Genomic DNA, 18,599 nt, shown 5'->3' on the forward strand with positions numbered 1-18,599 from the left:
GCAAGCCTCAACGCGGTGACCTGGGTGTTCTCTGCGTCGGTCGCGGGCCGGTGCGCAGGGAATCGGTCAACGGTGGGTCATCGAGACCCTTAATCGAACAGGAGCGCGAGAGAGTCGGGCGCCGCCTGCAGAATGTCCGTGTGATCACCGAACCGCCCCAAGTCTTTATGTCGTACTCGCACGACGACGAAGAGCACCGAGATTGGGTTCTGCAACTGTCACACCGACTGCGCAGCAACGGCGTCGACGTCTACTTGGACCGCTGGAACGTCAGCCTCGGCGGCAACCTGGCCCACTACATGGAGCGCGCCGCTGACCAGAAGTACCGCGTGATCGCGGTCGTGTCCGAGAACTACAGCCGTAAGTGCAACGAGCGAGAAGGCGGTGCCGGCGTAGAGAGCCAGATGCTCTCCGCTCGCTTGTTCGCGGACTTGGACTCCGACGCGGTGATCCCGATCATCCGGAACAACCCGAACAACCCGCCGGTGCTGCCGGCGTTCCTCGCCGGGCGGATGTACGAGGATTTCCGCGACGACGCCTCGCAGGAGGCCGCGTACGAGCGCCTGCTCCGCGAGATCCACGGAGCCCCAGTCGACGTCGCGCCACCGTTGGGCCCGATCCCCCTGGAAGGCCGCACAGCCGTCGAAGCAAGTCTGGCGATCAGAAACTCACCGGAGCGGTGGCACAACCCGGCAGACCACGGTGACGTCGAATTCGTCTACTCCCAGAACAGCGGCAAGTACAGGCTCGGAAGCGGCACCGCGCAGTTCACGCTGGACGTCGGACAACGCGGGCTCGGGACCGTCTACGTGCTCAACGATCCCGGTGACATCGCCAACGTCGCGGTGATCAACCGTGCGCTAGAACGTGCGCACCTACTCGCCGACGTGTCCCAGTTCGACCTGAGCAGTCGAATCGTGGATGCGCGGGCCGGCGATGCCATCGCGCTACACAATCGGTACGGCTTCTGGGCTCTCGTGTACATCACCAAGGTCCACGCGCGCGAGGCGTTGAACCGCGAGCTCGTGATCGACTTCCGGTTCCAGATACAACTCGACCGGACTCCGAACTTCAGCGGATTCAAGTTCCCCGACGCCGAGGCAACGGGTTAGGGACGCGCGGATGGTCGCTCACCCCAAGCAGGACGAACACGTTCTGCGCCGCCTCAACGAACTCGCAGATCTCGCCGAAGCGTGCCGCGACGCATTCCTCAGCACCGCGGAGACATCACACTGGCACCCCGCCGACCGCTCCCCCGCCGCGAAGCTCGCGGCAGACCTTGAGCGACTCGATCCCGCTGGCTTCACCCTGATCTCCGAGGTGGTGGTCACCTATCTGGAGATCGCCGCCGGCCACCTCGGAGGGATCGCGGCGCTGTACCGCAGCGGTGAAGCGATGTTTCCGCCTCTGCCGCTCACTCGGTCCGTCCTCGAGGTGACTGCCCACGCGATGTGGGTGCTCGGCAAGCCTCCACTCGCAGCCGAGGACATTCTCGCCAGGGCGTACCTGGAGGAGCTCACCAGCAGCGAGACGGCAAAGCAGGCGGCTGGCCGCATGGGCGCGAAGACATCCGAGCCCCACCAGAGGGCCAAGCGAGAGTGGGCCGAGTTTCGCGACCGGATCCGCACCGTGTTCCGGCAGACCAGGACCGAAGACCTCGGCGGGAATCCGGTGGGACGGAAGATCGGCAGCCAGGAGTTCCCCGGACCCGAAGACTGCGTGGAGGGTATGTTCGATCACCTGCACGCGATGGTCGGGGGCATCACCAAGCGTCAGGCTTCCGGGGTGTACGGCTTTCTCTGCGCTGGCACACACCCGTCGCTGTACCAGGCCAGGCAGTGGCGACGGTACGTCGACCACGGTGACCACGTCGGCACGGTCCTGACCGTTGACGTCCGGGATCTTGAACGACTCCTATTCGTTCCGGTCGCCGCGTACTACAACGCGCTCTCGTACACGACCAGCTTCTACGGCTTGGACCCCGCCGCCCACGACGAACTCACGCGGAAGATCGACGAGATCATGCCGGGAAAGCTGAGCGACTGACCCGGACCGCCGTTCGTCGCGGTTGACCGCGAGCATGAAACAGCCCCGCCTCCCTCGACGAGACGGGGCTGTTCCCTCTCTGCGACTACCGCGCACACTCCACGGCTTCGCGGTTCACGTCCGCTGGCTCGATGCGGCGCAGCGCACCGTCGCGGGATCCGGGCGGGAGTGCCCAGAGTGCGCCGCCCCTCGCCGCGATCACGGTGACGCAGAAGCCGCCGACCTTCGCCGTGGTGACCTCCGACGGCGACCCCGCCGCCTCGCCGTGCGGCGGGGAGATCAGCAACGACCGCCCCCGCCGCGGTCGAGATCAGCACGGCGGCAGCCCACGTGAACGGCGAGCGGGTCCAGGCGTACAGCGCGGCGATCATCGGTTTGCCTCCGGGACGCTCGACGCCGGAGTTACAGCCCCAACCGAGGATCTCGGTGCTGAGCGCCGTCCCCTGTGCCGTCGGGGCATCGGGCAACTCGTACCGCTGTCCATTCATCCGCACGAACTGGCGGCAGCTGTCCGTCCACCGGTACGGGACACCCGCCGCGCTCGCGGCGTCGGCGGCCACGCTGTCGAGGCCGGCCGGGATGCTCGCCGCCACGCCGCGCACGGTGCACCCGATCGTGACGCGTGCGCCGGGCGTCGTGCGGAACAGCTTCTCGCGTTCGCCGTCGCGGGTGAGCGCACCGCCTTCGCCACTCAGGCTCCACAGCGCGCGGTCTGCGGTACGCAGCCACGCACAGTCGCCGACGCTGAACGCCATCGGCACCTTGTCCTTGTCCGCAGCCTCGACCAGGGCGAGGTCGACCTCGGGCGGCACGCCGAGATCGCCGGCACGCACCAGCTTGGCCCGGTTGGCGAGTGCGACCTGGTGCTCTCCGAGGACGCCAACACCGCGGTGGTCGCCGTGTACGCCGGCCTCGTGGCAACGCTTGACCACCTGCTCGGCGGTGATGCGGACCTCGGCAGGTTCCCGGAGGACGCGGTGCTGCAGGCGGCGATCGCTGAGCTGCGGACGGAGGCGCGGGACTTCATGGTCGAGTGGCTGCTCCGGAACGCGGAGTGGGCCGAGAACGCCGCCGCGGTGCTCGACCAGATGGACGAGCTCGAGGATCCGTTCCCTCCCCTCCCCCCGGCGCCGACGCCTATCCGCAGGCGGCCGAGGAGATGGTGGCGAAGGCCGGTCACTGCTGCGCACCCGTCGTGTGGGCCGGAGTGGAAGCCGCCTACGAGTTCACGCGCCTGTACACCGCGCAGGATCCGGACCTCCACGGGCTGCTGACGCGCGATCCGGTGGCCACCGCCGCCTTCCGGAGCCTGTCTGTCCGATGACGAGCTCCGCGGGGCGCGCGCGTGGGTGCGCGAGAACTGGGAGCGGATCGACGAGGCGGCGACGCAGGTCGCTGCCTGATCCGGCGAGCGGCGGTGCGGTGCAGGCGCAGACTCTGCACCGCGACCTGTGACGGCCGACCGCTAGCGAGCTGAACAGCACCGTGCCCCTGCCCACTCGGCGGGGGCACGGTGCTATCGGAGCCGCCCCGTAGCCGAGCCTTAGCCGGAGGGCAGGCCCAGCTTGTCGAAGAAGGCGCGGTTCCGCTCAGTGGCTGCGTTGACCAGCCCGTCGAAGCTCATGACCTCGATGTACGCCCTGGCGGCATTGTTGTAGCCGAAGTAGCCGAGACCGTCATGGGTGGGCCGCAAGTCTGAGATCTCACACCGCTCGATCATCTTCTCCGTGAGGTCGGCGATGATGTAGCAGAACGCCGGCGGATCCTGAGTCGGCGGGATCGGCCTACCCGCGGCGGTCAGCACTCCTCCTGCGCGGATCCTCTTCACGTAGTCGAGGCACTGCTGGATCGGGTTCTTGTCCTCGGTGGCGTCCTTGCGCATCGGCCGCTTGATTTCGACCACGACTATCGACGGCAGCGGCAGCTTCTGCCCTTCGGCTGCGAGTACAGGCGAGTCGACGAGCCGCGTCGCGAGGATGTCGGGCTCCTTGGTCGATTCGGAGCCCGTTATCGGCATGCTTTTCAGCGTCTTGTCGGAGGCGAGGTAGTCGTGGAACGCGAGCCTCTCATCGACGATCCACAGGTTCGACCCATCGGAGGCCACGTCGTTGGACTCTGTCCGCATCGGGACGATCAGCGAGTGGATCGCGTCCTCTCGGCTGTACTTCCCCTCCTTATCAGCGCGGATCAGCCGCCCAAGCAGGTCCAGCACCGTGCGGCGGCGCGAGACATATGCCGCGAGGTCTGACTGGTTGATCTCGCTGACGGTGGCGAGGTAGGCCGCAAGACGCTCGGCGTAGTCCTCCGCCGGCTCAGAGTCGGCCTCCGCGAAGATCTCCTGCCCCTGAACGAACGCCTCGGACTCGATCTTCTGCAGGTGCCGGTGGAGTTGGAGTTCGAGCTCCTGGTCCTTGACCGACGGATCGACCGTGATGCCGCGCTGCTCGATCGTTGCGAGCACCGGCCGATACCGCGGAGCACGCTTGGTTACGAAGTCGTGGACCCTCTGCTTTCCCTGCTCGCGCGCCAACGCGAGCGGGCCCTTCAAGATCTCACCGATCTTTTCGGCGACGGCATCACGGATGTCGTCCAGCGAGAGGTCGTCGAGTAGCGGTTCCCCTGCGATGTAATCGGCGATGTCGAAGGCCGTCCGATCAGACCGGACGCGTTCATCCAGGAAGTCTGAGGTCAGATAGCAGGCGTAGACGAACTCACCTGAGGCCTCGTCTTTGAGCTTGCCGTGGAGCCCGGGCACCTTCCCGCTCAGGTTCTCCTCGATGACGACGCGGCTTGCCGCGCACCAGTGGAGGCGGGGGACAGAGTTGCGCGCGGTCGCCTTCAGTCGGAGGTTCAGCATGTCGAACTTCTGCCCCTTGACCTCGATCGTCGACGACGACATCGCCGAGTCGACGAACTCGTCCATCAGGCCGGCCAGCGACACTGACTCGTCGTCGTCCGCGATCGTCACCACGGACGCACCGCCGGGGCGGAGGAAGTACCAGATGCAGTGTTCGAACACCTCGCGCGCAATGGCGTCGATGCCCTTCGGCGCGTGCTGCTGGAACGACTTCTTGAAGCCGTCGAGGCTGACCACTGCGCCCGGGCGTACGAACCCGTCAGCGTCCCCGTCGTGCTCGACTTCGTGCTCGACCGAGAACTTGAACTGCCGCCCCCGGAGTTCGCCCTGCTCGTCGGTGTATGCGCTCCGCACAGACACCCTGTCGAAGGCCTTGAGCCAAAGAAGCCGGCCTACGCCGCGGCAGCCGAGGTCCGACTTGTAGTCGCTGTCGAGTGTCTCGAAGGAGCACATATTCTGCGGCGTGAATCCCACGCCATCATCGGCGATGGTGAAGCCGACGATTGGCTTCATGGGCGCTCGCCCAGGACCTGCGGAGCCGAAGTCCAGCTCCGCCTGGGCTTCGCGGTGCACCCTCACTTCGATCCGGCCAGGTGATTCCGGGTTCCCGGGACGCGCATCGATCGCCTGAATGCTGTTCACGATGGCCTCGAGGAGCGGCAGGAGTGCGTGGCTCTTCGGCAGGCTTGTGTTCCGGACACGGCCTGCCAGTGATGTGGTCAGAGCCATAGCGCCCCTTACTTCGATCCGACCCTGGGAGAGTATCGCCCCGCACCGTCACCGACGGCCCCGTCTCCGGTCCGAAGCTCTGGCGAATCGGCTGCCCGAAACCCTCGGCGGGGTCGATGGTCCTTGCGGCTCGATCACCTGGCGGTACGCGTCCATAAGCGTCAGCGGCCAGCAGCGTCTCAGCCCAGTCGGGCAGCCGCGGTTCGTCGAGGTGCTCGCTGTACTCGTCCGCAACAGGGTTAGACGCGCGCCGACCGTGATCGGTTCCACTCAGTTCCGAACCAGGCCCCTGCACCCAAAACTCCCGTCCGCCCCGGCCAAATCCTGAGGTAACCTCACGACCAGGGTGTACGTCGGGTGGGGGATCACGTGGCAAACGGACTGGAAGTCGATGCAGCTGGCTTGCGCACCGCAGCTGCGAACGGTGAAGGCACGGCGGCGGAGCTCGCCACCGGAACCGTGGAAGCCGGGCGGGGCACGACGCCGAGTCAGGCCGGCGTGGCTGCGATCCTCGCCGCTGCCCAGTCCGCCCGCACCCGCCAGTCCGGCCGCATCTCCGGCCAGTCCGATGATCTCTCAGTGAGCGCCACCCGCTACGACACCACGGACGACGACGGCCGCGACGCCATCACCACGGTGAGCGTGTGAGCCCTGCGGCCTCCCCTGGCGGTGCGGGCGCGCTGCCCACCCGTTCGGAGATCGAGGACTGGCCGACCCAGCACCTCGACGACGCAGCCACACAACTACGGACGCTGGGCAGCCAGTCCGTTCTCCTGTTCGACGAGCACCGTCGGGGGATCGCCGCTCCCGGCGGGACCACCTGGGCGGGCGACGGCAAGGACGCCGCGCTGAATCGGGCGGCGGCTGACGCCGCGGTGGTGGGCCGGCAGCGCGACGTTCAGGCCGAGGCCGCCGACATCGCCGAGAACGGTGGCTATGACGTGAGGGCCGCCAAGCGGGAGGTGCTCGAAGCGATCACCGCCGCCGAGGACGACGGGTTCAAGGTCGGCGAGGACTTGTCGGTGACCGACACCAAGCGGGTGGACGTGCTCGAGATGGCCGCGCGGCGGACCGCTGCCACCGAGCACGCCGAGGACATCCGCTGGTTCGCCGAGAGACTCGTCCAAGCCGACGCCTTCGCTGGCGAGCGGTTGGAAACCAAAGCCGCTGAGCTGGAAGCGATTCGGTTCGACGGCGAGGGCGAGGGCGAGGGCGACGGAAAGGGTCACGGCCCGGCGATCCACCTGGTCGACAACGAGATCAAGCTGGACCCACCACCTGATCCGGGTCTGCCGCAGCCACCCGGTGGGTGGAGTCGCGATCCCGTGATGGAGGACGCGCAACGCATCGCCTACGGCCACGCGTGGCAGAAGCACCTCAGCGACTTCAAGGGGATGACGCAAGACGAGCTGGCCCAGCTCGTGCACGGCATGCTTACTGGAGATCCTCGAGCCGATCCGTCGTTGCATGTGGGCGCGATTCCGGGCCGGTCCTCGACGGCGATCTATAAGGATGGGATCCTGGTGATCCACGACCCGCTGAGCGGTGACGGCGGCACGGTCTATCGGCCGACCGGAGGGTTCGACGAGTTCCTGCGACTGATCGGAGGCGCCGGGGGCGCTGCGCCGATCATCGGCGCACCTCCGAACCTCCCGACGACTGTGCCGCACCCGATAGAGAACCCTGTGCCGGCACCAGCCCCGCACGCGCCCGTCGCGCTACCGCCCGTGCTGCCCGCCGACCAGAGCGGGCTCCCGCCGTGGTTGGCGAATCCCGCGCCGCCCGCCACCCCGGTGTCCCCGGTGGGGCCGTTGATCCTGCCGAACACGCCGTTGGCGCCGCCCAGCCTTGGTGGGGATCTGGGCCCGGGGCAGGTGAGCGCGCCCGCGGCGGCGGCCGGTGGTCTGAGCCTCGCAGCGCTACTGGGGCTGCTGCTGTTGTCGCCGGGATGAGTGTGATCGTCGTGAAGGAGATGCGGATGCTGGAACCTGGAATCGGGGTGATGCGCGATGAGTGAGACCGCCGCGTCCGGGGATCCCCACGGGGACCAGTCCCCGTGGGGCCGTGTGCTGGGCGAGTCCTCACTGCTGGACCTCATCTCGGCCCAGGTGCGTGGGTGGGCTCCGTTGTCCCCCGCGGAGGCCTCGTGGCTGACCGACACCCCAGTACCTGCCGGGTGGCGGACGTTGACGATCCCTGACGACGCCGCCGCGCCGCTGCGAGTCGTGGGAACGACCGTCGATGGACGACCGGGATGGGCGGCACTGCAGGCGCTGAGCGCGTTCCGGTTCACCGGTGTGCCGGATCCCGCTCAACTGGTCGCCCACGCGGACAAGGGTCTTCGAAACTGGAACGCCGAGGGAATCCGGACCAGCGAGATCGTGCTGCCGAGGCTGCCGGGAGTGTGCGGAGTGCGGTCCAGCGGTTACATCGCAATGAGCGACGAGTCGTTGTGGGTCGAGTACTGCACGCACCTTCGGGGCTCGGCCGAACCCGGTCAGGGGCTGGTGGTCGAGCAGATCTTCGCGGCGGCCGCCGGACCACGGATGCGGCTCGGTCCAGGAATCGGTGCGCTGAGCACAGCCACCAGCGACGCGTTCATCGCACACATCGGGTCCACGCCGGATGAAGTCGCGACAGCGGTCACCGACCACGGCGAGCAGCTGCGACGCGACGCTGCCGCCGGCCCCGTGTTGTCGTCGGAGCAGAAGCGTTTCCTGGCCACTGCGTTGTCGGTGTGGGGCGGGATCGCCTCTGGGCGGTCGCTGCCTATCGAAGCGCTCGGCTACGCCGGCAGGGCCGACTTCGACGCCGATGTCGCCCGGCTCCGGGACCAGCTCGGCCGTGACAAGCCGGAGCTGTCGACGAGGGACTGGTCCCGTATTCAGTTCCTGGCCGAGATCAGTTGGGCCAGCGACATGTTCGGCGCCGGGGTGGAGTTCGAGTTGGTCAGCCCGTTCACCGACCCCGAAGCCCTGGTGCTGCTGCGATCCGTTCAGCGCGCACTTGCCCGCACGGTGGATCCGGCGCTGCTGTTCCCGCGCGCTGACACCGGCCGTCGTTAGCAGGTTGGGGGTGGCGAACAAGAAGTTCCGCTTGTCGGCCGAGGACATCGTGCCGGGCCTCGCTGCCGACGATGGTTGCTTCGCTACGGACCGAATCCTGGTGGACGGCAGCCCGGTCGGCTACATGTACCGCGACGGCTCGGGCTGGGTGTTCACCGCTGGGGATGAGACCCCCGAGTATTTGGCGGACTCCGGCCACGTGAACCTGTTGTCGCTCAACGAGATCGCCAACTACGACCGCGCGATCCTGCCGTACCTCCAGGCGCCGCCCGGCTCAGCGTTCGTCCGGCACGAAGACGCGTTCGTCGAAGACCCCGAGGGCGCCCCGCGTGATCCGGATGAGCCGACACCGCCGGCGCTCAACCCGCAGTTCCCCGTCGTGAACGCCTACCACGAGCTCACCGCGGACTGGGTGCTCACGGTGCCCGAACCGATGAACTTCCGCATCGACCAAGACGCGGGCTCGTCGCGCGCGGTGTTCTGGCGCCCGGGTCTGACGGCGATGCTCAGCCCGTGGGGCAACCCGAGGGGCGACGCCCCCGCCGTTCGCCTGCAACAGGTGAAGGCCCATGTGTCGCCGCGGGGGTTCGACGACGCCGAGTGGTCGGAGAACGGCGTGCACTACCTGACGTACCGCCTCGCCGAAGATGGGCGGCTGCCGGCGCTCTACGGCTTCGTGGTGAGCAGCGCCGGCCACCTGCAGGTGGCCGCGTACTTCGACAGCGGAGACGACCTGACGTCGGCGCAGGCACTGGTGCGGTCGATCACGATCAGGCGATGAACTCGGCCGGTCACGGGGTTTACCGCAGGTCGATGTAGCCGCCGTCGGCGGTGTACCCCTCGACCGGCCGCAGCACGTAGCCGTCGCCGATGGTGTCGGTCCGGTAGAACCGCTCGAACATCTCGGCGGCTTCCTCCGCGGTGAACACCTCGTGACGGCTGATCGTCTGGACGCTGCGCGGCAGCACGATGTCGACGTCGAGCTCCGCGGGTCCGGTGTGCGGGTGGCCGACGACCGAACGCACCGACACCGCGCCGATGTCGGCGCCGCCAGGACGGCAGAACTCGATCTGTATGGCGTCGGCGGTGCCGGCGGCCTGCAGGTACAGCGACGTCGAGAAGTCCGCCGGCACTCCGGTAGGAGGGCGGGCACTGAGCACGATGGCCCACGGGTCGGAACCGTTCATGCTGCGCAGGTGGTGGCCGATGATGCCTGGGTGGTGCTCGCGGATCAGATCACTCGAGATGGTGCGCTGGGTCTCGCACAGCACCTGGTAGTCGTGCGTCGGGGTCAGGCTCGCGGTGAACGCCGCGTAGGCCTCGGGGCCCTTTGCGTAGGCGGCCAGGTATTTGAGCACGTCCACCGTCGAGGACATCCCGCCACGCTCACCGCGTGCAACCGCGTCGTCGGCCATCCGGGCTGCGTCAGCGTTGCGGCCGGCGGCGATCAGCGCGGTGACGGTGCGGGTCAAGGCCCGGTTCGGGGCGATGCCGTCGGGGTGTTGCTCCACCACCGCTGCGTAGTCGTTGGCCGTCGGGTGCATGGTGATGAACTCGGCACGGATGCGGTCGAACTCATCGAGTACCGGATCCCAGTCCGGGTCGTCGGTCGCAGGGACGTCGCGGTGGCCGCTGCCGATCCGCAACGGCTGGACCTTGAAGGCCCCGTTCACGCGGCGGTTGATCCGCTTCTGCGGACCCATCACCTCATCGGGCATGAAAGCGGCCCACAGGATCTCGTCGACGGCGAGCGGCTTGATGTCGACGGTCCAGGTGATCCGCAGCCGGTCCGGATCCTTGTCCGGGTGAAACACCTGGGGATAGAAGAGCTCGGTCAGGTAAACCTTGTCGAGGACAAACCCGGTCGCAGTGACGAACCGCATCCCACGGCTGCGGCACGAAGGTTTGAAGGCATCGTTCCACGCCCGAAGGATCGGCGATCCCTTCGCCACGGTTCCCCCTCACCGCGGTCCCCCGACCGCTACCGCAGAAGTACACCAGACGGTATCGGCGCCGCGTGTCGGTGCGTCACGTGTTCGTAACTGCTGTGCCGGTTCGGGTTACGCCGCCCGGCGCTGTCCACGTCTTCGGCACGGATTAGCCACGCGCCCGGAGTCGGGGTATCAGCGCCGGCCCGCACCGTGACCTGCTGCCCCCTCTGGATCCTGACGTTCAGTGCTTGACGCGTGATGCCGAGCTCGGCGGCTGCTTCGGCCACGGACAGGTATCCGTTCTCCCGACGCCACGCCGCGGCGTCCTTACTTTTGCACGGCGGCGATCCACCCGCGCCGGGTGACGACGCGGTCATCGACCCGCTCGACCCGCAGCCTCCCGTCACCGATCATCCGGGTAACCGTGAAGCGGGCGACGCCGAGCAGCTCCATCGCGTCGGCGATGGTGAGGTAACCCGCGGCGTGCACGGCCGCTTCCTCTCGGCGGAACCGTGCACGGAGCGCTTCGGCGGCAGGGGTCGTGGGCGGTCATGCCACCTTCTCCTCTGTCTCGGGACCGTCGAGGGCAGCGTCCTTCACGATCCGGTACGCCGAAGCGCGGCTGATCCCGAATGCCTCGGCGGCCATCGCGACCGGCTCCCCGGCGCGAACCAGTCGCACGAGCTGCGCTGCCTTCGATTCGCTCAGTGCCTTGGGCCGGCCGATGGACTGGCCACGGGCTTTGCGGGCGGCCCGGCTCGCTGCGCGGCGCTCCTTGCCGTAGGCAAGCTCGATCCCGCCCACGGCGATGAGGAGGTTCAGCATCGCCTCGCCGACCGGCGTGCTGCTGTCGAGGACTTCGCGGAGTGCGCGGACGGTGATCGCCTTCTCCCGGAGCTCCCGGATCGTGTTGCTCATCTCCGGCACGTCGCGGCCGAGACGATCCGCTGCGGCGACCACGATGACGTCACCCGGGCGCGCGTGCTCGAGGCTGTCCGCCAAACTCTTCGCTGTAGACGGCCTCCACAGACAATGCCCGGCCGCCGATCCGCCAAGAGGTTCTGCACCCAGTTGCCGGGCCGCGGCCTCGGCGGCGTGGTGCGTGATGAAGTTCGACTCCCGACCGCGTTCAGTCACGGTGTACGCCACCTTCCACACCGTGGTTCCGGCCAGCGTGATCCGGATGCGGACGGCGTGCCGGGTGATAACCACGGCGGGAGGTTACGCGCGGCGAGTGACAGGGCGGTGGGACTACTTCTTCGTCCGCTTCTTAGACACAGAAAAACCCACCGTCGCCAGTGGGTTCTCTCAGTGGCCAGGGCCGGGATCGAACCGGCGACCTTCCGCTTTTCAGGCGGACGCTCGTACCAACTGAGCTACCTGGCCGGAAGGCGTCGGCTCTTGCAAACCGAAGTGCCTCGCCGTGATGGCGACCCTGACGGGACTTGAACCCGCGACCTCCGCCGTGACAGGGCGGCGCGCTAACCAACTGCGCCACAGGGCCTTGCTTTTCCTGCGTGCTCCGCGTTTCCGCGTTGCGTACCCCCAACGGGATTCGAACCCGTGCTACCGCCGTGAAAGGGCGGCGTCCTAGGCCACTAGACGATGGGGGCCTAATCCGAATCTCTCCGGGGTACTCGCGACGTTGTCCGTTGGGAGCTTCGATAGCTTAGGGTACGAATGCCCAAATCCTCAAACCCAATGGTCGCAGGCCTGTTCCGGGCGGCTGGAGACACCGCTTCGCACACCAAGTATCCTGTTTCTCCGCGCCCCTATAGCTCAGTTGGTAGAGCTACGGACTTTTAATCCGCAGGTCCCAGGTTCGAGCCCTGGTGGGGGCACCACTTCAGCCATCAGCGCAGGTCATGCGCTGCGCGCAGTCGCAATCTCGTTCGCCAGCGGTGCGATCGCACCGAGGATCTGGTCCACGATGGCTTCCGGGACGCCCACCGCCGCCAGGCTGTCGGCGAGATGCCCGGCCACCAAGTCGAAATGCCCCATGGTGATGCCGCGGCCCTGATGGACCTGACGCATCGGTGCGCCGGTGTACGGGATCGGTCCGCCAAGGGCGGCCGCGAAGAACTCCACCTGCTTGCCCTTGAGCCGGGCCATGTTGGTTCCGGTGAAGAAGCCCGCCAGGCGTTCGTCGGCCAGCACACGGTCATAGAAATCGTCGACCACCGCCTCCAACGACTCGGCCCCACCGATCTGGTCATAGATGCTCGACATGCGACCAGGTTCGGCGAACGCCGTTGCCGCGCAATTACCGCCGCGTAGCCGACCCGCAAAAGCCATCTCACGGTCGCCGCACGACGGCGGCCGGCTGGCCGTATCGTTTATCGACAGGCTCGGCAATTGAATCGAAGGAGCGACGATGCTGTCCCTGCGTTCTCCGCGGCACCTGCCCGCTCGGGTCATCGCCACAGCGCTCAGCGCGTGCGCGCTGTCCGCGGCCATGGCGTTCGGAATCGCGCCGGCACATGCCAGCACCGAGGACGACAGGTTCCTCGAGATCGTCAAGCAGCTCAACGTCCCCATGAACTCCCCCGAGGAAGCCATCCAGGCCGGCCACGGGATCTGCGACAAGGTCGCAGCGGGCAAGATCGAGCCGGCCCGCACGGTGCGCAGCATCCTGAGCCAGCTGACCTCCAACGGCCTGGAGAAGGGCGTGGCCGTCAATCTGATCTGGGGTGCGGTCGACGTCTATTGCCCGCAGTACCGCTCGCTCGTGGGCCGCTGAGCGGGCGTTCTCAAACCTTCGGGCAGTAGTGCATTCCGTTGTCGCGGTGCCCGATCGGCGGCAGATTGCGCGCGGGCGTGTGCACCAGCGGAGTGTCGGCGGGAATGCGGCCCGTGGCGCGGTCCCACCCGGCGCGGGCCCGCGGGTGCATGCGGCGTCGCACCGGCACCAGCTTGAAGATGTGACCGATCACCTTGCCGAGCAGGCGGTGCCGCCGCTCGTCGCGCTCGGACCACGTGTAGCCCATCAGTTCCCGCACCGCGGGGTCATACAGGCCGACCGTGAACCACACGAACAGCGGGTGCACGATGTAGCGGCGCTGCAGCGCCCACAGCCAGTCCGGCATCTTCGACGCGAACGGCGGCTTGGGCAACTCGGACAGGTCGAGCACGTCACGCGCGGCCTTGTTGTTCTCCAACACGTTGCGGCACATGTGGTCCCAGTAGATCTGGAAGTCCTCCCAGGTCTCCGGCACCGGCCGCATGCTCATGCCGTACATCGAGTACCACTGCTTGTGTTCTTCGAACAGCTGGCGCTTCTCGGCCTCGGTGATGCCGCCGGCCAGCCGGTCGGCCACGATGATCGTGCCGACGAAGAACGTCGAATGCGCCCAGTAGAAGACGTCGGGGTTCAGCGCGTGATAGCGGCGCCCCTGGGAATCGACACCTTTGATGTTGACGTGATAGTCGCGTACCTCGGCGCCGGTCTGCGGGGCGCGGTCGGTGTCGAACACGACACCGCCGATCGGGTACAGCGAGCGCAGCAGCCGCGGCCAGCGCTCCTGGAAGAAGATCGAGTGCTCTTCGACGGCCGCACCGAGTTGCGGGTGCATGTTCTGCATGGAGCCGGCCCACGGCCCCTGCAGCATGCCGCGCCAGTCACCGAAGTACTTCCACGTCAGCGAGTCGGGGCCGAGCGGCGTGGGCGGCGCGTCGTACCCGCCGGGGCCGACCGGGCACCCAGTCGCCAACGCAGCGGAACCGCTGGTCACCGGGCATGTCTCAGAAGTATCTTGAGTCACAGGTGCACTTTCTGCCGCAGGACGAAAATGTCCACTCGATTTTGACTACAGATGTTGTCACGAAGAGCTTAGGAGCACACGTGCCGTCCGGTCAACGCTCGCGCCGATGGTCAGGCGTCCCCCTGGGGGAACGTTCGGCCTTACGCCGCGATGAACTCATCGCCGCCGGCGTGAAATTGCTCGGCAGCGCCGAGGGCCCGGCTCTGACCGTGCGCGCGGTTTGCCGAGACGCCGAGCTCACCGAACGATACTTCTACGAGAGCTTCGCCGACCGCGACGAGTTCGTCCGCGCGGTTTACGACGACGTCTGCACCAAGGCCATGGCGGCGCTGTCGACCGCACAGACCCCGAGGGAGGCGGTGGAGCGGTTCGTGGCGCTGATGGTCGACGACCCGACGCGCGGACGCGTGCTGCTCCTGGCCCCGGAGTCCGAGCCGGTGCTCACCCGCTCAGGCGCGGAATGGATGCCGAGTTTCATCGACCTGTTGCAGCACAAGCTGACCCGCATCGCCGACCCGGTGCGACAGGCCATGGTGGCCACGAGCCTGATCGGCGCACTGACGGCGCTGTTCACCGCCTACCTCAACGATCGGTTGCCGGCCAGCCGCGAACAGTTCATCGACTACTGCGTGGATCTGCTTCTGGGCCGCGTGCCCAGCTTCTGAGAGCTACTCGTCGGGCGTGCTGGCCTCGGCGAGCTCTTCTTCCTCGGCAGCGGCGGCTTCGTCGGCCGCGGCCTTGGCCTCGCGCCCGGCCGGGCTGGCCATCGACGCACCCGGGTGCGTCGCCGTTGCATAGCCGCCGTCGCAGTTCAGCGACAGCATGACCTCACTGTCGGCGTGGGTGTACTCGTCGCCGGCGTCGCGCACGAACGGCGCGTCCCACGCGTTGGTGACCACGCACTCGTCCTGCGGCAGCTTGCTACCCACCGTCACAGCGACCTTGGGAGTGCCGCCGTCGTCTTCGATCGCCGTCGAGGCGTCGGAATACGTCTGGCCCACCACATCCGGTGCAGCGGCCGCGGTACCGGCCCCGAGCAGTGCCAACACCGTGAAAGCACCGGCACCGACGCTCGTCACCATCAGTTTCTTCACGTCGACCTCCGCGCGTAGTTCAGTTGATCGCCCACGGCACGCAGCCGCAGTCCGTAGTCCAGTGGCCAGGGACTCTCCAGGAACTCCCCAGGACACTGACGGAGTGGGTTTATCTAACCGCGGATTCCAGGCAGCTTCAACATGAACAGCACCGAACCGTTCGGTTACTCGTCGGGGGTGCTGACCTCAGCGAGCTCTTGCTCCTGAGCTGCCTGCGCCTCGTCAGCGGCCGCCTTGGCCTCGCGCCCGGCGGGGCTGGCCACCGACGCGCCAGGGGTGGTGGCCGTGGCGTGGTCGCCGTCGCAGTTCAGGGACACCATCACGACGCCACCGGTGTGCTCGAAGGTCGGTGCGTTCCAGGCGTTGGTGACGATGCAGTCGCTCTGGGACAGCTTGCTGCCGACCGTCACAGCGATCTTGGGCGTACCGCCGTCGTCTTCGATGGCCGTCGCGGCATCGGAGTAGGTCTGACCGACGACGTCGGGAGCCGCGACGGCGACACCCGCTCCCACCAGAGCCGCCGACATCGCGGCACCGGCAGCGACGACTGTCCCCCCGAAAACGACGAGCTTCTTCACTTGTGAATGACCTCCGAGTCTGAGGGGAATGCAGTGGGTGGTGAGAACTGCGCGTGAGCTGGGTCGCACGCGTCAGGGAATCGTAGCGGTCACAGCGGTTTCCGGTACCGAGTACGTGCGACATGCGCCCGACACAACTTGATGTCACCGGGATACACAGATATATTGACTGCAACCAACAGGTACAGATAACTGGGAGGCCACGGACTGATGTCGAAGGAATACACCGACCTCCAGCTCCTGCACGAGCTTGAACCCGTCGTCGAGACGGCGATCAACCGGCACATGCGGATGCGCAAGGACTGGAATCCTCACGACTACATCCCGTGGTCCGACGGCAAGAACTACTACGCGCTGGGCGGTCAGGACTGGGAGCCCGGGCAGTCGAAGCTCTCCGAGGTCGCCCAGACCGCCATGGTGCAGAACCTGCTCACCGAGGACAACCTGCCCTCGTATCACCGCGAGATCGCGATGAACATGGGTATGGACGGCGCCTGGGGACACTGGGTCAACCGCTGGACCGCCGAGGAGAACCGGCACGGCATCGCGCTGCGGGACTACCTCGTCGTCACCCGCGCGGCCGACCCGGTTCAGCTGGAAGAGCTGCGCGTCGAGCAGGTCACCCGCGGCTTCTCCCCCGGCCAGAACCAGCAGGGCGACCTGTTCGCCGAGAGCCTGTTCGACTCCGTCATCTACGTGACGTTCCAGGAGCTCGCGACGCGCGTGTCGCACCGCAACACCGGCAAGGCGTGCGACGAGCCCATCGCCGATCAGCTCTTGCAGCGCATCTCCGGTGACGAGAACCTGCACATGATCTTCTACCGCGACGTCTCTGCCGCGGGCCTGGACATCGCCCCCAACCAGGCGATGGCGTCGCTGCACCGGGTGCTCGACAACTTCAAGATGCCCGGGTTCACCGTGCCCGAGTTCCGCCGCAAGGCCGTCATCATCGCCGTCGGCGGTGTGTACGACCCGCGGATCCACCTCGACGACGTCGTGATGCCGGTGCTGAAGAAGTGGCGCATCTTCGAGCGTGAGGACTTCACCGGCGAGGGCGCGCGGCTGCGCGACGACCTCGGCCGCCTGGTCAAGGAGCTCGAGGACGCCTGCGAGAAGTTCGAGGTGGCCAAGGAACGCCGCCTGGAGCGCGAGCGCAAGGTGGCCGAGAAGAAGGCCATGAAGAACCTGTTGGTGTCGTCATCGTCGTCGCCGTAAACCCGCCGGAAGCGTCGGCCCGATCCCAGCTGCGGATCGGGCCGTTCGCGTTGCCCAGTCCCGTCGTGCTCGCCCCGATGGCCGGGGTGACCAACGTCGCGTTCCGCACGCTGTGCCGCGAACTCGAGATCGCCAGGGCCGGAACCGTGAGCGGTCTGTATGTGTGTGAGATGGTCACCGCGCGCGCCCTGGTCGAGCGCCATCCGGTGACCATGCACATGACGACGTTCGCCCCCGACGAATCGCCGCGCTCGCTGCAGCTCTACACCGTCGACCCGGAGACCACGTTCCGTGCGGCCAAGATGATCGCCGACGAGGGGTTGGCCGACCACATCGACATGAACTTCGGCTGCCCGGTGCCCAAGGTCACCAAGCGCGGCGGCGGTGCGGCCCTGCCGTACAAGCGCCGGCTGTTCGGCCAGATCGTCGCGGCCGCCGTGCGCGGCGTCGCGGGCACGGACATCCCGGTGACTGTCAAGTTCCGGGTCGGCATCGACGACGCTCACCACACGCATCTCGACGCGGGCCGCATCGCCGCCGAAGAGGGCGCAGCCGCTGTCGCGCTGCACGCCCGCACAGCGTCGCAGCGTTACTCCGGCACGGCCGACTGGAACCAGATCGCGGCGCTCAAGGCGCACGTCACGAGCGTCCCGGTGCTGGGCAACGGCGACATCTTCGAAGCCGACGACGCGCTGGCCATGATGGCTGCCACCGGGTGCGACGGCGTCGTGATCGGCCGGGGCTGCCTGGGCAGGCCGTGGCTGTTCGCCGAGCTGTCCGCGGCGTTCACCGGACGAGAAATCCCCACACCGCCGACGCTCGGCGAGGTCGCCGACATCGTCCGCCGCCACGGCGAGCTGCTCAGCGCGCACTTCGGTGAGGACAAGGGCATGCGCGACATCCGCAAGCACGTGGCCTGGTACCTGCACGGCTTCCCCGCGGGCGCCGACCTGCGCCGTGCCCTGGCGTTGGTCAAAACTTTGCGAGAACTCGACGAGTTGCTCGATCAGGTGGATCGTGACGCGCCGTTCCCGCCCGCGGCAGGTGGCCCGAGGGGCAGGCAGGGGTCTGCCGCGTCGGTGTCGCTGCCCGAAGGCTGGCTCGACGATCCCGACGATTGCGCGGTGCCCGCGGGAGCCGATGTCATGCACTCCGGCGGGTGATTGAAAACGCAATGGTGTTGACGGACGCGGTCAACGGGCCGAGACAACTTTGAGATAACCCCGTCACCTCGTCTGACTGGTTGTCGCGCAGGGTTCGTCAGTACGATGAGGATCTTGTCGCAGCGGGCTCCCGAGTGGCGCAGACACCCCGAACGCTGCT

At 67.4% G+C, this 18,599-nt stretch carries 20 protein-coding genes and 4 tRNA genes; 12 read left to right on the plus strand and 12 right to left on the minus strand.

The features are described from left to right. Window positions 1–140: 140 nt before the first annotated feature. The gene (locus tag G6N67_RS06095) at window positions 141–1,112 is read left to right on the plus strand and encodes a toll/interleukin-1 receptor domain-containing protein (RefSeq protein ID WP_131524706.1); all 972 of its coding nucleotides are present in this window, start codon (window positions 141–143) and stop codon (window positions 1,110–1,112) included. Between the two features lie 10 nt (window positions 1,113–1,122). Further along, window positions 1,123–2,046 carry a hypothetical protein gene (locus G6N67_RS06100; protein ID WP_036433585.1) on the plus strand — a complete coding sequence of 308 codons (924 nt, stop codon included), beginning with the start codon at window positions 1,123–1,125 and terminating at the stop codon, window positions 2,044–2,046. Here G6N67_RS06100 and G6N67_RS06105 read toward each other — a convergent pair. Continuing rightward, the gene (locus G6N67_RS06105; protein WP_131524704.1) at window positions 1,968–2,978 is read right to left on the minus strand and encodes a hypothetical protein; all 1,011 of its coding nucleotides are present in this window, start codon (window positions 2,976–2,978) and stop codon (window positions 1,968–1,970) included. The two genes, G6N67_RS06100 and G6N67_RS06105, sit on opposite strands and share 79 nt — an antisense overlap. Here G6N67_RS06105 and G6N67_RS06110 point away from each other — a divergent pair. Further along, window positions 2,961–3,320, plus strand: coding sequence for a hypothetical protein (locus G6N67_RS06110; protein ID WP_131524702.1), 360 nt, complete (start codon window positions 2,961–2,963; stop codon window positions 3,318–3,320). The genes G6N67_RS06105 and G6N67_RS06110 overlap by 18 nt on opposite strands. Before the next feature lie 269 nt (window positions 3,321–3,589). Here the strand turns inward: G6N67_RS06110 and G6N67_RS06115 are convergent, their stop codons facing one another. Beyond that, window positions 3,590–5,632, minus strand: a complete 2,043-nt coding sequence (locus tag G6N67_RS06115) for a hypothetical protein (RefSeq protein ID WP_036433582.1) — start codon at window positions 5,630–5,632, stop codon at window positions 3,590–3,592. 369 nt (window positions 5,633–6,001) lie between these two features. Here G6N67_RS06115 and G6N67_RS06120 point away from each other — a divergent pair, with 369 nt between their 5' ends. From G6N67_RS06120 to G6N67_RS06135, 4 genes are read left to right on the plus strand one after another with little or no spacing between them, the layout of a single operon-like run. Next, complete coding sequence (locus G6N67_RS06120; protein WP_163642127.1) at window positions 6,002–6,280, plus strand: type VII secretion target; 279 nt, start codon at window positions 6,002–6,004, stop codon at window positions 6,278–6,280. Next, the gene (locus G6N67_RS39090) at window positions 6,277–7,584 is read left to right on the plus strand and encodes a hypothetical protein (protein WP_063835123.1); all 1,308 of its coding nucleotides are present in this window, start codon (window positions 6,277–6,279) and stop codon (window positions 7,582–7,584) included. Before G6N67_RS06120 ends, G6N67_RS39090 begins: the two co-directional genes overlap by 4 nt. Window positions 7,585–7,641: 57 nt before the next feature. Then, entirely contained in the window at window positions 7,642–8,697 is a 1,056-nt protein-coding gene (locus G6N67_RS06130; protein ID WP_036433580.1) for a hypothetical protein, read from the plus strand. A gap of 10 nt (window positions 8,698–8,707) precedes the next feature. Next, a complete protein-coding gene (locus G6N67_RS06135) occupies window positions 8,708–9,478 on the plus strand; it encodes a DUF2185 domain-containing protein (RefSeq protein ID WP_036433579.1) in 771 nt (256 codons plus the stop codon). A gap of 19 nt (window positions 9,479–9,497) precedes the next feature. Here G6N67_RS06135 and G6N67_RS06140 read toward each other — a convergent pair whose 3' ends face one another. The 6 genes from G6N67_RS06140 to G6N67_RS06165 form a co-directional block, all read right to left on the minus strand. Further along, window positions 9,498–10,580 (minus strand): hypothetical protein, encoded by a 1,083-nt coding sequence (locus G6N67_RS06140; protein WP_051578784.1) that lies wholly within the window; start codon window positions 10,578–10,580, stop codon window positions 9,498–9,500. Window positions 10,581–10,955: 375 nt separating this feature from the next. After that, entirely contained in the window at window positions 10,956–11,117 is a 162-nt protein-coding gene (locus G6N67_RS06145; RefSeq protein WP_163642130.1) for a hypothetical protein, read from the minus strand. Window positions 11,118–11,177: 60 nt separating this feature from the next. Continuing rightward, window positions 11,178–11,840 carry a recombinase family protein gene (locus G6N67_RS06150; protein WP_230021840.1) on the minus strand — a complete coding sequence of 221 codons (663 nt, stop codon included), beginning with the start codon at window positions 11,838–11,840 and terminating at the stop codon, window positions 11,178–11,180. A gap of 100 nt (window positions 11,841–11,940) precedes the next feature. After that, a tRNA-Phe gene (locus G6N67_RS06155) sits at window positions 11,941–12,014 on the minus strand. Window positions 12,015–12,055: 41 nt separating this feature from the next. Further along, window positions 12,056–12,132, minus strand: a tRNA-Asp gene (locus G6N67_RS06160). Window positions 12,133–12,168: 36 nt separating this feature from the next. Continuing rightward, window positions 12,169–12,241, minus strand: a tRNA-Glu gene (locus G6N67_RS06165). Window positions 12,242–12,396: 155 nt separating this feature from the next. Between G6N67_RS06165 and G6N67_RS06170 the strand changes: the two genes are divergently transcribed. After that, window positions 12,397–12,472: transfer RNA gene (locus tag G6N67_RS06170), tRNA-Lys, on the plus strand. Window positions 12,473–12,491: 19 nt separating this feature from the next. Here the strand turns inward: G6N67_RS06170 and G6N67_RS06175 are convergent. Then, window positions 12,492–12,857, minus strand: coding sequence for a group I truncated hemoglobin (locus G6N67_RS06175; protein ID WP_036433578.1), 366 nt, complete (start codon window positions 12,855–12,857; stop codon window positions 12,492–12,494). A gap of 145 nt (window positions 12,858–13,002) precedes the next feature. Here G6N67_RS06175 and G6N67_RS06180 point away from each other — a divergent pair, with 145 nt between their 5' ends. Continuing rightward, entirely contained in the window at window positions 13,003–13,368 is a 366-nt protein-coding gene (locus G6N67_RS06180; protein WP_036433577.1) for a DUF732 domain-containing protein, read from the plus strand. 10 nt (window positions 13,369–13,378) lie between these two features. Here the strand turns inward: G6N67_RS06180 and G6N67_RS06185 are convergent, their stop codons facing one another. Then, window positions 13,379–14,389, minus strand: a complete 1,011-nt coding sequence (locus G6N67_RS06185; RefSeq protein WP_036433576.1) for an oxygenase MpaB family protein — start codon at window positions 14,387–14,389, stop codon at window positions 13,379–13,381. A gap of 80 nt (window positions 14,390–14,469) precedes the next feature. On the opposite strand from G6N67_RS06185, the gene G6N67_RS06190 reads away from it, so the two are divergent. Beyond that, window positions 14,470–15,054: a TetR/AcrR family transcriptional regulator gene (locus G6N67_RS06190; RefSeq protein ID WP_036433575.1), complete on the plus strand. Its 585-nt coding sequence runs from the start codon at window positions 14,470–14,472 to the stop codon at window positions 15,052–15,054. A 3-nt stretch (window positions 15,055–15,057) separates the two neighbouring features. On the opposite strand, the gene G6N67_RS06195 is transcribed toward G6N67_RS06190, so the two are convergent. Together G6N67_RS06195 and G6N67_RS06200 are read right to left on the minus strand one after the other, a co-directional pair. Beyond that, complete coding sequence (locus G6N67_RS06195) at window positions 15,058–15,483, minus strand: hypothetical protein (protein WP_036433574.1); 426 nt, start codon at window positions 15,481–15,483, stop codon at window positions 15,058–15,060. 164 nt (window positions 15,484–15,647) lie between these two features. Continuing rightward, a complete protein-coding gene (locus G6N67_RS06200) occupies window positions 15,648–16,010 on the minus strand; it encodes a hypothetical protein (RefSeq protein ID WP_165572169.1) in 363 nt (120 codons plus the stop codon). Between the two features lie 261 nt (window positions 16,011–16,271). On the opposite strand from G6N67_RS06200, the gene G6N67_RS06205 reads away from it, so the two are divergent. Both G6N67_RS06205 and dusB read left to right on the plus strand, forming a co-directional pair. Beyond that, window positions 16,272–17,276, plus strand: a complete 1,005-nt coding sequence (locus tag G6N67_RS06205) for an acyl-ACP desaturase (RefSeq protein WP_036433572.1) — start codon at window positions 16,272–16,274, stop codon at window positions 17,274–17,276. A 29-nt stretch (window positions 17,277–17,305) separates the two neighbouring features. Further along, window positions 17,306–18,439, plus strand: a complete 1,134-nt coding sequence (gene dusB, locus G6N67_RS06210) for a tRNA dihydrouridine synthase DusB (protein WP_073914003.1) — start codon at window positions 17,306–17,308, stop codon at window positions 18,437–18,439. Window positions 18,440–18,599 lie beyond the last annotated feature (160 nt).

The organism is Mycolicibacterium mageritense (assembly GCF_010727475.1).
GTDB classification, from domain to species: Bacteria; Actinomycetota; Actinomycetes; order Mycobacteriales; family Mycobacteriaceae; genus Mycobacterium; species Mycobacterium mageritense.

Coding starts and splice junctions, on each gene's coding strand:
- G6N67_RS06140 (WP_051578784.1), bottom strand. CDS start 10,580: ATGCGGTTCGTCACTGCGACCGGGTTTGTCCTCGACAAGGTTTACCTG.
- G6N67_RS06180 (WP_036433577.1), top strand. CDS start 13,003: ATGCTGTCCCTGCGTTCTCCGCGGCACCTGCCCGCTCGGGTCATCGCC.
- G6N67_RS06200 (WP_165572169.1), bottom strand. CDS start 16,010: ATGTCGGCGGCTCTGGTGGGAGCGGGTGTCGCCGTCGCGGCTCCCGAC.
- G6N67_RS06100 (WP_036433585.1), top strand. CDS start 1,123: ATGGTCGCTCACCCCAAGCAGGACGAACACGTTCTGCGCCGCCTCAAC.
- G6N67_RS06115 (WP_036433582.1), bottom strand. CDS start 5,632: ATGGCTCTGACCACATCACTGGCAGGCCGTGTCCGGAACACAAGCCTG.
- G6N67_RS06205 (WP_036433572.1), top strand. CDS start 16,272: ATGTCGAAGGAATACACCGACCTCCAGCTCCTGCACGAGCTTGAACCC.
- G6N67_RS06130 (WP_036433580.1), top strand. CDS start 7,642: ATGAGTGAGACCGCCGCGTCCGGGGATCCCCACGGGGACCAGTCCCCG.
- G6N67_RS06175 (WP_036433578.1), bottom strand. CDS start 12,857: ATGTCGAGCATCTATGACCAGATCGGTGGGGCCGAGTCGTTGGAGGCG.